Here is a 13,240-nt window from a genome sequence, read left to right on the forward strand (position 1 = left end):
CCACAGTGGCCGTGCCGAACACGCGGTGTGCATCCACTATCGAGGTGGGTTGGTGATGGCGTAATATTATTTGTCTTTCCCGAAGACTTCTCGCCCGAGTAGGAAATCTTAATAGGAGATAGTGGCAATCGCACACTGATGACTAAGTCAAACCAAGACTGGTGGCCGAACCAGTTGAACGTTGACCTCCTCGATCAGAACGTTCCCACGTCCACGCCGATGGACGAGGACTTCGACTACGCAGAGGAGTTCCAGAAACTGGACTTCGAGGAAGTGAAGGCGGACATCGAGGACGTCATGGCGACGTCGCAGGACTGGTGGCCGGCCGACTACGGCCACTACGGGCCGCTTTTCATTCGGATGGCGTGGCACAGCGCCGGGACGTACCGGACCAGCGACGGCCGCGGTGGTGCGGCCGGCGGTCGACAGCGCTTCGCGCCGCTCAACAGCTGGCCCGACAACGCGAACTTAGACAAGGCCCGTCGACTGCTCTGGCCGGTCAAGCAGAAGTACGGCCGCAAACTCTCGTGGGCCGACCTGATCGTTCTGGCCGGGAACGTCGCCCTCGAGTCGATGGGATTCGAGACGTTCGGCTTCGCCGGCGGGCGCGAGGACGAGTACAAGCCCGACGACGCCGTCGACTGGGGCCCCGAGGACGAGTGGGAAGCGTCCGAGCGCTTCGACGAGGACGGCGAACTCACGGGGAACCTCGCCGCCACCGTGATGGGGCTCATTTACGTGAATCCGGAGGGACCCGACAGCGAGCCGGATCCGGAGAAATCCGCGGAACGGATTCGAGAGTCGTTCGGCCTGATGGCGATGAACGACGAGGAGACGGCCGCGCTCATCGCCGGCGGCCACACATTCGGGAAGGTCCACGGTGCCGCCGACCCCGACGAGCACGTCGGTCCCGAGCCAGAAGCGGCCCCGATCGATCAGCAGGGCCTGGGCTGGGAGAGCAGCCACGGCTCCGGAAAAGGTGCCGACACGATCACCAGCGGCATCGAAGGCCCCTGGAACACCACGCCGACCCAGTGGGACCTGAGCTACATCAACAACCTGCTCGAGTACGAGTGGGAAGCAGAGAAGGGTCCCGGCGGTGCGTGGCAGTGGACCACGAAGAGCGGCGAACTCAACGAGGCTGCACCGGGCGCTGAAGATCCGTCGGAGAAAGAGGACGTGATGATGCTGACGACGGACGTCGCGCTCAAGCGCGATCCCGACTACCGGGAGGTCATCGAGCGTTTCCAGGAGAACCCCAATGCGTTCCGGAAGGCGTTCGCAAAGGCCTGGTACAAACTGATCCACCGCGATATGGGTCCGAAAGAGCGATTCCTCGGCCCGGAAGTGCCGGATGAGGAGATGATCTGGCAGGACCCCATCCCCGACGCCGACTACGACCTGATCGGCGACGAGGAGATCGACGAACTCAAAGCGGAGCTCCTCGATTCGGAGCTCTCGATCTCCCAGCTCGTCAAGACCGCCTGGGCGGCGGCGTCGACGTACCGCGACAGCGACAAACGCGGCGGCGCCAACGGGGCTCGCATCCGTCTCGAGCCACAGAAGAGCTGGGAAGTCAACGAGCCCGACCAGCTCGAGACGGTGCTGTCGACCTACGAGGAGATTCAGGAGGAGTTCAACGGCTCGCGGTCCGACGACGTGCGGGTCTCGCTGGCCGACCTGATCGTGCTGGGCGGCAACGCGGCCGTCGAGCAGGCCGCAGCCGAGGCCGGCCACGACGTCGAGGTTCCGTTCGAACCGGGCCGTACCGACGCCTCGCAGGAACAGACCGACGTCGAGTCCTTCGAGGCGCTCAAGCCCCCGGCCGACGGGTTCCGTAACTACTACAGCGACGAGGCCGACCAGTCCCAGGAGGAGCTGCTGGTCGACAAGGCGGACCTTCTGGATCTGACGGCGCCCGAGATGACGGTGCTGGTCGGCGGCATGCGCGCGCTGAACGCGACCTACCAGGATTCCGAGCTCGGCGTCCTCACTGACCGACCGGAGACGCTGACCAACGACTTCTTCGTGAACCTGCTCGACATGGACTACGAGTGGGACGCGTCCGACGATTCTCAGGACATCATGGGCTGGGAAGCGCCGGCCGACTCCGACGACGGCGAGGTCTTCGAGCTGCGCGACCGCGAGACGGGCGAACTCGAGTGGACGGCCACCCGCGCGGATCTCATCTTCGGGTCGAACTCCCGGCTTCGAGCCATCGCGGACGTCTACGCGTCCGACGACGCGGAGGAGAAATTCGTGCGTGACTTCGTGGACGCGTGGAGCAAAGTGATGCAGCACGACCGCTTCGACCTCGAGTAAGCGGCGCTCGGCGCTACTCGCCGTAGCGGCCGCTCATCCAGCGGTCACTCGCTGTGGATGACGACCTCGTCGTCCGTGATCTCCTTTATCTGCGATGAGTCGATCGGGTAGTCGTCGTCACCGTGGCCGCCCCAGTTCATTCGGGCCTTGAGCCGATCCGTCAGCCCGGGCTCCGGATCGACGTAGGCGGTCTGTCCCTCGACCTCGGCGACCATGCCGATCTGCTGGCCCGTCTCGTCGACGACGTCTTTCCCTTGCTCGCTTTGCGAGAGTTCGATCGCGGCCGGTTCCGACGTCTCGTTCGCGGTCTCCGTTCCGGTGTCGGTGGTCGCCGTCGCCTCGTCGGTCGTCGTCCCGGCGGTTTGGGTCTCCATCTCGCCGGTTTCCATCGTCTCGTACTCGTCGACTTCGATTATCTCACCCTCGATCACCTCGCTGGCGACCACCTCCGTCTCGAGCAGGTCGGTCTCCTCGAGCACGTATCGCATCTGCACCTGCTCGGCGACCTCCTCCTCGACCGTCCGGCGCTCGATGATTTCGCTTCGGACGGTATCGCCTTCGGTCCGCTGGCTCTGGATCACTTCCCGCTCGATCACTTCGTCGGCCATCACGTCCGAGCGGACGACGTCGCTCTCGAGGATCGACCGTTGCACGCTCTCGAGTTCGATGTCCGTCTCGACCGACTCGATCTCGTCACGCTCGATCTCCTCGTCCTGTTCGATGTCGACGTCGACGACGCGGCTCTCGACGGTGTAGCGTTCGATCTCCTCGATGGTCTCGAGGTGGGTCTCGTCGACGATCAGATCGATCATGTCGTCGCTCACGAACTCGGTGTCGACGATCTCGCGGCTCAGGAGTTCGGAGTCGACGACGTCCCGATCGACCACTTCCGTGTCGACCACTTCGCTCTCGATCGTATCCCGTTCGACGATCTCCTGTTCGACGACCTGCGTCTCGACAATCTCGGTCGTCACCGTCTCGCCGCGCCGCAGCGAGTCCTCGAACTCGTCGCGGCCGAGGTCGGCCCGTTCGAAGGCCTGATCGCGTTCGACGATTTCGAAGAAGCCCATCTCGTCGCCCGACGGCTCGTCTTCGTGATAGACGAACACGAGGTCCTCGTCCTGGAAGCGGTCGCCGAACTCGTCCCAGGTGTACTCCTCGTGGTGCTCGCCGATCTCGTCTCGCCGAGCGAACGAGTGGCCGTGGTCGTCGCTGTCCCGTACCCTGACCGGAACGGCGTCGCGAGCCTCGGCCCACTCCCTGATCCGTTCGGTGTCGTTCGTCATTCGTCGCTGGTTCGGCGCGTCCGCGTCACTCGAGGAAGGATCGTTTGCCATCGCGTTCTGCCGTGGGACAGATCTGTACTTCAGTGACCGGGACCCTCTCGTCGGTCAGTTCCACGTTTCTCGAGACCCCTCTTCCGGCCGGCATTAGCCGGGGCGTAATCAGTTATTGCCGGTTCCAGCGGGGCCCGTTTCACGGCGCGCCCGACAGGTAGTACGCCGTTACCGCGGTTTCGACTCGAACACGATCGACTGCCGTCCGCTGTGAGCGGCTCGGACGACGGCGGCCTTAGTCCGACTCGTACTCGGCCCAGATGTATCGCGTCGCGACGCTGCGATACGGCCGCCACGGCTCGGCGATTTCGCGCATCTCTCCGCGGGTGAGGTCGTCGCCGTCCCCGTACAACTGCTCGATCCCGCGGCGAACGGCGAGGTCGCCGAGGGGGAGGACGTCCGGCCGCTCGAGGACGAACAGGAGGTACATCCGCGCCGTCCACGCGCCGATCCCCTTGATTTCGGTGAGGAGATCGATGACTTCCTCGTCGGAGTCGGAGGCGAGCCCCGCTCGCGTGTAGTCCCGGTCCTGAAACGCGCGGGCGGCGTTCCGGAGGTACTCGACTTTCATTTCCGAGAGCCCCGCCTCCCGGAGCGCCGCGTCCTCCGCGGCTAAGACGGCCTCGGGAGTCACGTCTCCGTCGAGGAGGTCGAACACGCGCTCGCGGACAGCCGCCGCGCTCGCCGTCGAGAGCTGTTGGTTGATGATCGAGATGCAGAGCCGTTCGTACTCGTCCCAGTCGGGTTCGACGTACGGATCGTGTCGGTCGATCAGCCCCGCCATCACGGGATCCTGTCGGAGGACGTCGTGTGCCTCGTCTCTCATGCGAAGGTGTGGATGCGGGAGTAGGGGACCGAAAACGCATATGCGTCTCGGTTAGCGCCGATCGACTGGCCTCGTACTCACACTCGCTCACTCGAGGTGGTGGTAGTCGAGTTCGTACCCTTCCGCGAGGGCCTCCCCAACCGGTTCGCTGGGTTCGGTCACGCCGCGGCGAGCGATGGACAGTTCCCCGGTGTCGGCAGAGACGACGAGGTTCACTCGCCAGTCGGGGTTCGTCTCGGGGTAGTCCGTCCGGTGGTGTGCGCCGCGGGACTCGGTTCGCTCGAGCGCCGCCCGGAGGGTGGCTTCGGCGACGGTGAGGCTCGCAGAGAGGTCCACGGCGTACTCGAACGATTTGGACGTCAGGTCGCCGTCGACGCGAAGGTCGGTCGTCCGCGTCCGGAGGTCTTCGAGTTTCGCCAGTCCTTCTCGGAGCCCCGCTTCGGTGCGGAGAATGCCGGCGTGGTCCCAGAACAGGTCGCCGAGGTCAGCGAGGAGTTCCGTCGGTGTGACGGTACCGTCCGAGGCGGCGAGTGCGCGGTGAGCGCGGAACTCCCGCTCGGCCAGCGCCCGCTGACCGTCGGTGACGTCGGGATCTTCGTCGGCCCGGGTCACCGCGCCCGCGACGTGGTCGCCGACGAGTTTCCCGATCGCGACCGTTTCGGCCAGCGAGTTCCCGCCCAGGCGGTTCGCGCCGTGGACGCCGGCGACCGTTTCGCCGACGGCGTAGAGGCCCTCGACGCCGGTCTCACCGGTCCGAAAGTCGATGTCGACGCCGCCCATGGTGTAGTGAGCCGTCGGCGCGACCGTCATCGGCTCCTCGGTGATGTCGACGCCGAGCGAGTCGAAGCGCTCGACCATCGACGGCAGCCGCTCGCGGACGTACTCGGGGTCCCGGTGGGAAATGTCGAGGAAGACGCCGCCCTCGTCGGTCCCTCGTCCCTCGCGAACTTCCTGCGCGATGGCCCGTGCGACGACGTCGCGGGCGTCGAGTTCCATCTGATCGGGCGAGTAGCGCTCCATGAACCGTTCTCCGTCGGCGTTGTAGAGCCGCCCGCCTTCGCCGCGGACCGCCTCCGTGACGAGTCGGCCGTCCCACTCCTCGCCGTAGCGCTCGCCGACCATCCCGGTCGGATGGAACTGGACGAACTCGAGGTCGAGCAGCCGCGCACCGGCCTCGAGCGCCAGCGCCTGGCCGTCGCCGTTGTTCTCGTCGTCCCGCGAGGAGTGGCGGTGATAGAGGGCGGAGAACCCGCCGGCCGCGAGCACGACGTGGTTCGTCCGGAACAACAGCTCCTCGCCGGTCTCCATGTCGAAGCCGACGGCACCGTCGACGCGCTCGCCGTCGGAGAGCAGCCGCGTGATCATCACGTTCTCACGGTGGGGAATCCCGAGGTCGCGAGCGCGGTCGACGAGCGTCTCGAGCATGGCCTCGCCGGTCCGGTCGCCGACGAAACAGGTGCGCCGATAGGACTGTGCGCCGAAGTAGCGCTGATTGATCGCTCCGTCGTCGGTTCTGTCGAACGGCATTCCCCAGTCGGCGAGTTCGCGGATGCGGTCGGGCATCTCTTGCGTCGTCAGTTCGACGGCCTCGGGGTCGTTCAGGTGGTGGCCCTCGGTGAGCGTGTCCGCCGCGTGAACGGGCCAGTCGTCCTCGGGGTCGAGCGAGCCGAGCGCGGCGTTGACGCCGCCGGCCGCCCACGTCGTGTGGGCGTCGCCGTGCTCGCGCTTGCCGATCACGAGCGGCTCGACTCCCGACTCGGCGAGTTCGATCGCGACGCGAGCGCCCGCCGCACCAGCCCCGATGACGAGTACGGGCGTCGTCACGACCTCGTACTCGAGGTCGTCGGCCGATCCCGAACCGGCGTCGGTCTCGATACGATTCTCGAGGCCGGCGGGAGGCCGTTCGCCCCGCGTCGCTCGGCGGTCGCCGGCCGTCGGTCCGTGACTGTCGGACGGGTTTTCTGTCATCACTTTTAGATCAGTGCCGGCCGCGTTTAGAGCCGTTCCCGAACAATGCAGAACGCAGTATAGGGTGCCTCAGGTGGCCGACACTCGACTTCTGGCGAACAATTCGTGACGAGAACGAGACCGCAGACGGGCGATCGATCGGCCCGCCGAGAGAGCACGGCAGGACCGGCTACCGGTCGGCAGCGGAGCCTTCGAACGCGTCGGGTGTCTCGGGTTCGAGATTCGCCAGCCGCATCGCGTTGCCCGTCACGCCCAGACTCATCCCCATGTCGCCGACGACGACCGCGTGGATCACCGTCACGAGGCCGAGCGGCGCGCCGACGGCGAGCACGGCTTTCACGGCCAGGCTCGCCCAGATGTTCTGTCGGATGACGCCGTTGGCCGTCCGCGAGAGCCGGTAGAGATAGGGGAGGCGGGTGAGATCGTCGCCCATCAGCGCCACGTCGGCCGTCTCGAGGGCCGTGTCGGTCCCCGCCGCACCCATCGCGATGCCGATGTCGGCCGTCGCGAGCGCGGGCGCGTCGTTGATGCCGTCGCCGAGCATGGCGACGCTTCCCGCGTCGTCGGTCTCTCCGGAGGCGCTCCGCGCTTCGCCGTCGAGTCGTCGGATCCACTCGAGTTTCTCCTCGGGGAGCAACTCGGCGTGGTACTCGTCGATGCCGACCTGCTCGGCGACCGCGCGGGCGGTGCCCTCGTTGTCACCGGTGAGCATTACGACGCGAACGCCCTGTTCCCGTAGCCGCGAGACCGCCCACTCCGCTTCCGGGCGGACCCGATCCGCGACGCCGAGGACGCCCAGCGGGCGGTTCTCGGTGCCCACGACCACGACGGTCTTGCCCTCGGCCTCGAGCCGTGGGACGACGTCCTGTAACACGTCGAGGCAGTTCTCGCGGTCGCAGCCTCGTCGCACGTTTTCGTCAGCCGACGCCGACTCGAGGACCGCCCCGCCGTCGGTCGTCGCGTGTGCGTGCTCGAGATCGGCCAGTCCCTCGAAGAGGTCCGGTTTGCCCACGTAGTGCGTTTCGCCGTCGACGGCGGCCCGGACGCCCTTCCCGGTCAGCGCCTCGAAGTCGGCCACGTCGGGCGCGTCGGGCTCGATTCCCTGTTCTTCGGCGTAGCCGACGATCGCACGCCCGAGAGGGTGTTCGCTCCGGCGTTCGACCGCGCTCGCGTACCGGAGGACGGCGGCCTCGTCGGCCCCCTCGAGCGGGATCACGTCGGTCACCGACAGATCGCCGGTGGTGAGCGTGCCGGTCTTGTCGACGGCGAGCACGTCGCTCTCGGCGACCGCCTCGAGGTAGCGACCGCCCTTGATGAGCACGCCGTTGCGCGCGGCGCTGGTGATCCCGGAGACGACGCTGACGGGCGTCGAGATGACGAACGCGCAGGGACAGGCGATGACCAGCAGCGTCAGCCCGCGGAGGAACCACGTGTTCCACGACGCGCCGACGAGCAGCGGCGGCCCGGCTGCGACCGCGATCGCGAGCGCGACGACGATCGGCGTGTAGACGCTCGCGAAGCGGTCGACGAACTGCTCGCGGTCGGTCCGCTCGCGTTCGGCGTCCTCGACCAGTCGGACGATGCGAGCGATCGTCGAGTCGTCGGCCGCGCGCTCGACCGCGACCTCGAGGTAGCCCGATTCGGCGATGGTGCCGGCGAAGACCTCGTCGCCGGCCGCCTTGTCCGCGGGGACGCTCTCGCCCGTGATCGGCGACTCGTCGATCGCGCTCTCGCCCTCGCGGATCGTGCCGTCCGCGGGAATCTTCTCGCCGGGGCGAACGACGACGGTGTCGCCGACCGCGAGGTCGTCGGCCGGAATCTCCGCCTCGGTGCCGTCGTCGCGCTTGACGGTCGCGGTGTCGGGCGAGAGGTCCATCAGTTCGCGCAGGGAGTCCCGCGCCCGGTCCATCGAGTACGTCTCGAGCAACTCGGCGACGCTGAAGAGGACGGCCAGCATCGCCCCTTCGAAGGGGTGGTGGGCGGCGACCGCGGCGAGGATGCCGACGCTCATCAGGAAGTCGATGTCGAGGCTCAGCGTCCGCGCGGAGTAGTAACCGTTCCGAAAGATCGGCGCGCCGGCGACGGCCGCGGTGATAACGAAGAGCAGCGTCGAGAGCTCGTAGCTCCGACCGACGGCCGAGAACAGGGTCGGGTTCGACCCGGCGAAGACGAACTCGAGGGCCATCCCGACGGCGACGACGAGGGCTCCAGCGCCGGTGATGACGGCCCGGCGGCTCTTCCAGACGGGGTCGCCGTCGCCGAACGGCTCGCCGTCGCCGCCGACCGGCGTCGCCTCGTAGCCGGCCCCCTCGATCGCGGCGGTGACCGTCTCGGCGTCCGTTCCGCCGGTGACAGCGACAGTGACCCGCCCCGACGTGGGTCGAGTCTCGATCTCGCCGACGCCATCGACGCCGGAGAGCGCGTTCTCGACTTTGGTCGCACAGGAGGCGCAGTCCATGCCGGGCACGGACACCGTCAGTTCGTCGCTCTCGCGCTCGCCCGCGATCTCGTAGCCGGCCGCGCGGACCCGCTCGCGGATCTCCTCGTCGGTGGTCCGCGTCGGATCGTACGCTACGACGAGACGGCCGCTGGCTACGCGCGCGTCGAGTTCGCCGATTCCCTCGAGTCGGTCGACGCTGTTGGTCACCTTGCCGGCGCAGGAGGAACAGTCCATCTCGGGGACGCGGAGCTCGAGGGTCCGACTCGAGTCCGCTTTCCCGTCCCCGTCTGGCGGCGTCGACGGTGTCGAATCGCTCATTACTCCATCGTAGTCACTGGTCACTCATACAGGTTATTTGGCGTGCGCCAAACCAGCGGTCGGGCGACCTCAGCGACTGGCCGTGATCGCCTCGAGCGACTCGCCGTCGGCGAACGCGGTCGCGAGGTGCGCTTCCGCCCGCCGGAGGCGGTAGGAGAGGGTCGATCGCGGAATCTCGAGTTCCTCGGCGAGGTCGGAGAGGTCGATCCGGCGCGGCGTCTCGTAGTAGCCGCGGTCGACCGCCGCGCGGAGCGCGTCTCGCTGTTCGGGCGGGAGTTCGTCGTCCGACTGGAACTGCTCGCGGTCCGGATCGAGGTCCGTCAGTCGCAGCATTTCCATGCCGGCGCACTCGCCGACCTCGTCGCCGAGCGCGTCGAAGAAGTCGCCGACCGGCGCGTCGCTTCCGAGAACGATCCGCCAGCGGTAGCGCCGCCCCTCGCGGTAGGTCTCGAACAGCAGCCCCTCGCCGAGGTACTCGAGCGCCAGATGAGGGACCGACGTACAGACGTCAGTCCGGTCCCAGTAGGTGTAGACGACGAGTTCGTCGCTCGAGCGATCGAGCACCTGCGTCTCGCAGTCGGCCCCGCAGTCGTCCCGGACGAGACAGTCTGCGCAGTAGGCGGGCTCGCGGTACGCCGCCTCGAGCGCCGCGATTCCGTCCGCCGAGCCGGTCGCGTGGTCGACCCGCCACAGACTGTCGGCGGTGACGTGACACGACAGCGACCGCACCGTCGTGTCGGGGTTGGCCTCGAGCACGTCGGCGACCGGGTTCGTTCCCGGATCGTACTCGAGGGCGAAGACGAACTCTCTCATGTGTCTCTAGTGGTACTCCCACGACAAATGGTTCCCGCTGGCGGAGAAACTGCCGTCAGCTTCAGCCTCGGTGGTCACACGCCCGCCACAGACAGCAGTCTGGTGGTCGTTGACTCGTGAGTGCGGTATTTGCAACTGCGGGCGACGGTGCTCAGCAGCGATTCCAGTGGGGTAGCCGGAGCGACTGGCGGCGTCCGCTGGTCAGAAGCGGTCGTAGCCGGATTTTTCGACCTCTCTGCCCTTAATACAAGCATAATAAGGGGTGGCCACCGCCGACTTCTCCCCGAGGATAAATGACAACTGATCGACATGACGATCGGTGCTGAAACTCGCGGCCGGAGTGCACTCGTCCCGGCCACCGGGGTTGCAGCGGCACGGGGAAACGGTGCGCAAGCAGAACAAGGGGGAAGCGGGATCTTTCGACAGTCCTATCTCCGACACGACGAGCGGTTCCAGATCGTCAGGGAGTCGTCCGTCGTCACCAGAGGCTGTCGCGGCCGTCCGAAGGAGTGGCAGTGCTACGTGATCCGGTACGAGAGCGACGGCCACGAGGTGCGACTGCTCGTCAACCCGAACCGGCGACTCGATCTCGACGAGGCCGACGAGTGGCACGAGTTCACCGCCGCCCGGCCGCTCGAGTGCAAGGATCACCAGGGCAATCCGGCACCGTACTACGAGGTGTCGTTCAAGCCGGCGACGCAGGGCGGGCCGGGAAAGGGAACGAGCCCTGGTCGCGGTAACGGAAACGGCCGCGGACGCGGTAACGGAAACGGTCACTGAACCGGCCTCGAGCGCCGGATATCTACCGCGGGCCGATTTCGGTGCGGTATCGTCTGGGTGGTGTTGCTCGACCGGATCCCAGTCCCCGCTGGCGGTCGGTAGGCCAGTCGCAAATCCCGACTGAACTCACCACATCACTGCGCCGTCGACTTTTATTCGACTTGACCGACAACTATCGGCGAATGAACTCTCACGGCAATAGTCAACAGCCGACCGAGACGACGAGGGCATCACGGTCCGCCGGTTCGGCGTCCTGTTCGCGGTCGGCCTGCTGGGGATCCTCGCGCTCGCGGCCACGACACCCGCACAGGCGGGTACTACCCCTGACGCGCCGGCCGTCCCGACCGCAGTCCTCGTCGCTGCGGTGATCGTCCAGTCTTCGATCCTGCTCGCGATCGCAGTGCTGATCGGCTGCTACGCCGCGCCGCGAGTGGGGCTTCGCTCGCACCCGCTCGAGCGCGTTTCCGAGGGAACAGCCATCGGCCCAAAACTCCGGGACGAACTCCCGATCGCGGTCGGACTCGGCGTCGTCGCGGGGCTGGCGATCGTTCTCGCCGAATCCGTCTTCGCGCCCGCGATCCCGGCCGACGCGGGGGCCACCGAGGCGACCGTCGGTGCGGTGCTCTCGAGTCTCCCCGTCAGATTCCTCTACGGCGGGCTGACCGAAGAACTGCTGCGCTGGGGGTTCCTGTCACTGGTCGCGTTCGGCCTCTGGAAGACGGTCGGCCGCGGGACGGACCGCCCGTCCGACCGGCTGCTGGCGACCGCGGTCGTCGTCGCCGCAGTCGTCTTCGGGCTCGGGCACCTCCCGACAGCGGCGACCACTTACGGGGGACTCACGCCGGCTGTCGTCGGCTGGATCGTCGCCGGCAACGCGATCGGTGGTCTGGCGTACGGCTGGCTGTTCTGGCGACGGGGCCTCGATGCGGCCATGATCGGCCATATGGCCACGCGCGTGTTTTCGTCGCGCTGTCGCTGGTGATCGTGGTCGTCTGAAGCTACACAGAACGGACAGCAGTGGCCGAGAGCGCGGCTCGAACGACAGTGAGAGTCGCGCGATCCGGGGGAGAGCAGGTAGTCACCCGATCACCGACCGCGAGCGAACGCAGTGAGCGAGCGGGCCGACGACTGACCCGGAACGAAGTGGAGGGGAAGGAGGAGTGCTTTTGATCGAAATTTCACCGAGGGACAGCGCGCTCGCGACAGGAATCCTGTCGCGAGTGCGCAAGACCGCAGCGTGAAATTTCGTTTCTAGTCGTCTAGCAGCTCCCGCGCGATGACGTTTTTCTGGATCTCGGTCGTACCCTCATAGATCTGGGTGATCTTCGAGTCGCGGTAGAACCGTTCGACGGGGAAGTCGTTGACGTAGCCGGCTCCGCCGTGGATCTGGACGGCCTCGTTGGAGACCTCGACGGCGACGCGGGAGGCGTACTCCTTGGCCATCGAGGCGAGCTTCGTGATGTCGTTGCCCTGGTCGACGTTCCAGGCGGCCTTGTAGGTCAGGTTGCGGGCGGCCTCGGTCTCGGTGGCCATCTCCGCGAGTTTGTGCTGGATGGCCTGGAAATCCGAGATCGGCTGGCCGAACTGCTCGCGGTCCTGTGCGTACTCGCGGGCGGCCTCCAGGGCCCCCTTCGCGATGCCCAGTCCCTGTGCGGCGACGCCAGTGCGGGTGGCGTCGAAGAAGTGCATCTGCTGGAGGAAGGCGGCGTCCTCGTCGCCGACGAGGTTCTCCTCGGGGACGCGGACGTTGTCGAAGATGAGCTCGGCGGTGTCGGACGCGCGGATTCCGAGCTTTCCGGTGATCTTGTCCGAGCTGAAGCCGTCGCGGTCGGACTCGACGATGATCTGGCTGAAGCCGCCGTAGCGGCTGTCGGCGTCGGGGTCGGTCTTACAGAGGACGACGAAGAAGTCGCCGATGGAGCCGTTGGTGATCCACATCTTGTTGCCGTTGATCACCCACTCGTCGCCGTCCTTCTCGGCGCGAGTCGAGACCGACGAGACGTCGGAGCCGGTGTCGGGTTCCGAAATCGCCGCGCCGGAGATCTTCTCGCCCATCGCGACGGGCTCGAGGTAGCGCTCCTTTTGGTCTTCGGTCCCGAACTCGCGGATGGCTTCGGTCCCGAACGAACAGGCCATGATCGAGAGCGCGATCCCGGGGTCGTGGGAGAACAGTTCCTCGGCGATGATGGCCGACTCGAGGGTCGAGTAACCCGCACCGCCGTACTCGATGGGGATCGAGGAGCCGACCAGGCCCATTTCGGCGGCCTTGTCGACGATTTCGTGGGGGAACTTCTCCGCGGTGTCGTACTCTTCGGCGTTGGGAACGATCTCGTTCTCGGCAAATCGGCGCACTTCGTCGCGGATCTGCTCCTGTTCTTCGCTGAGTCCGAATTCCATGGACGTTCATTACGATCCGAGCGATAAAGAGCTTTGTAA

Annotated in this window: 9 protein-coding genes; 3 read left to right on the top strand and 6 right to left on the bottom strand. The window is 66.7% G+C overall.

The features are described 5' to 3' along the window. Positions 1 to 138 precede the first annotated feature (138 nt). Positions 139 to 2,322, top strand: coding sequence for a catalase/peroxidase HPI (gene katG, locus NDO75_RS04135; protein ID WP_310904828.1), 2,184 nt, complete (start codon positions 139 to 141; stop codon positions 2,320 to 2,322). Between the two features lie 44 nt (positions 2,323 to 2,366). On the opposite strand, the gene NDO75_RS04140 is transcribed toward katG, so the two are convergent. The 5 genes from NDO75_RS04140 to NDO75_RS04160 all read right to left on the bottom strand — a co-directional run bounded on the left by NDO75_RS04140 (position 2,367) and on the right by NDO75_RS04160 (position 10,024). Beyond that, complete coding sequence (locus NDO75_RS04140) at positions 2,367 to 3,659, bottom strand: hypothetical protein (protein WP_310904829.1); 1,293 nt, start codon at positions 3,657 to 3,659, stop codon at positions 2,367 to 2,369. A 235-nt stretch (positions 3,660 to 3,894) separates the two neighbouring features. After that, positions 3,895 to 4,485: a DNA-3-methyladenine glycosylase 2 family protein gene (locus NDO75_RS04145; protein ID WP_310904830.1), complete on the bottom strand. Its 591-nt coding sequence runs from the start codon at positions 4,483 to 4,485 to the stop codon at positions 3,895 to 3,897. A gap of 87 nt (positions 4,486 to 4,572) precedes the next feature. After that, the gene (locus NDO75_RS04150) at positions 4,573 to 6,453 is read right to left on the bottom strand and encodes an FAD-dependent oxidoreductase (RefSeq protein WP_310904831.1); all 1,881 of its coding nucleotides are present in this window, start codon (positions 6,451 to 6,453) and stop codon (positions 4,573 to 4,575) included. A gap of 169 nt (positions 6,454 to 6,622) precedes the next feature. Next, the gene (locus tag NDO75_RS04155) at positions 6,623 to 9,211 is read right to left on the bottom strand and encodes a heavy metal translocating P-type ATPase (RefSeq protein ID WP_310904832.1); all 2,589 of its coding nucleotides are present in this window, start codon (positions 9,209 to 9,211) and stop codon (positions 6,623 to 6,625) included. A 69-nt stretch (positions 9,212 to 9,280) separates the two neighbouring features. Continuing rightward, a complete protein-coding gene (locus NDO75_RS04160; protein ID WP_310904833.1) occupies positions 9,281 to 10,024 on the bottom strand; it encodes a helix-turn-helix domain-containing protein in 744 nt (247 codons plus the stop codon). A gap of 309 nt (positions 10,025 to 10,333) precedes the next feature. Between NDO75_RS04160 and NDO75_RS04165 the strand changes: the two genes are divergently transcribed. Further along, on the top strand, positions 10,334 to 10,804 hold the full coding sequence (locus NDO75_RS04165; RefSeq protein WP_310904834.1) for a hypothetical protein: 471 nt from the start codon (positions 10,334 to 10,336) through the stop codon (positions 10,802 to 10,804). A 364-nt stretch (positions 10,805 to 11,168) separates the two neighbouring features. Beyond that, positions 11,169 to 11,786, top strand: a complete 618-nt coding sequence (locus tag NDO75_RS04170; protein ID WP_310904835.1) for a CPBP family glutamic-type intramembrane protease — start codon at positions 11,169 to 11,171, stop codon at positions 11,784 to 11,786. Between the two features lie 269 nt (positions 11,787 to 12,055). Here the strand turns inward: NDO75_RS04170 and NDO75_RS04175 are convergent, their stop codons facing one another. Continuing rightward, positions 12,056 to 13,201 (bottom strand): acyl-CoA dehydrogenase family protein, encoded by a 1,146-nt coding sequence (locus tag NDO75_RS04175; RefSeq protein WP_310904836.1) that lies wholly within the window; start codon positions 13,199 to 13,201, stop codon positions 12,056 to 12,058. Positions 13,202 to 13,240 lie beyond the last annotated feature (39 nt).

The organism is Natrinema sp. 1APR25-10V2 (assembly GCF_031626495.1).
Lineage (GTDB): Archaea > Halobacteriota > Halobacteria > Halobacteriales > Natrialbaceae > Natrinema.

Bases quoted from the DNA above. Each gene is read 5' to 3' on its own strand.
- katG (WP_310904828.1), top strand. From the start codon at position 139: ATGACTAAGTCAAACCAAGACTGGTGGCCGAACCAGTTGAACGTTGAC.
- NDO75_RS04140 (WP_310904829.1), bottom strand. From the start codon at position 3,659: ATGGCAAACGATCCTTCCTCGAGTGACGCGGACGCGCCGAACCAGCGA.
- NDO75_RS04145 (WP_310904830.1), bottom strand. From the start codon at position 4,485: ATGAGAGACGAGGCACACGACGTCCTCCGACAGGATCCCGTGATGGCG.
- NDO75_RS04150 (WP_310904831.1), bottom strand. From the start codon at position 6,453: ATGACAGAAAACCCGTCCGACAGTCACGGACCGACGGCCGGCGACCGC.
- NDO75_RS04155 (WP_310904832.1), bottom strand. From the start codon at position 9,211: ATGAGCGATTCGACACCGTCGACGCCGCCAGACGGGGACGGGAAAGCG.
- NDO75_RS04160 (WP_310904833.1), bottom strand. From the start codon at position 10,024: ATGAGAGAGTTCGTCTTCGCCCTCGAGTACGATCCGGGAACGAACCCG.
- NDO75_RS04165 (WP_310904834.1), top strand. From the start codon at position 10,334: ATGACGATCGGTGCTGAAACTCGCGGCCGGAGTGCACTCGTCCCGGCC.
- NDO75_RS04175 (WP_310904836.1), bottom strand. From the start codon at position 13,201: ATGGAATTCGGACTCAGCGAAGAACAGGAGCAGATCCGCGACGAAGTG.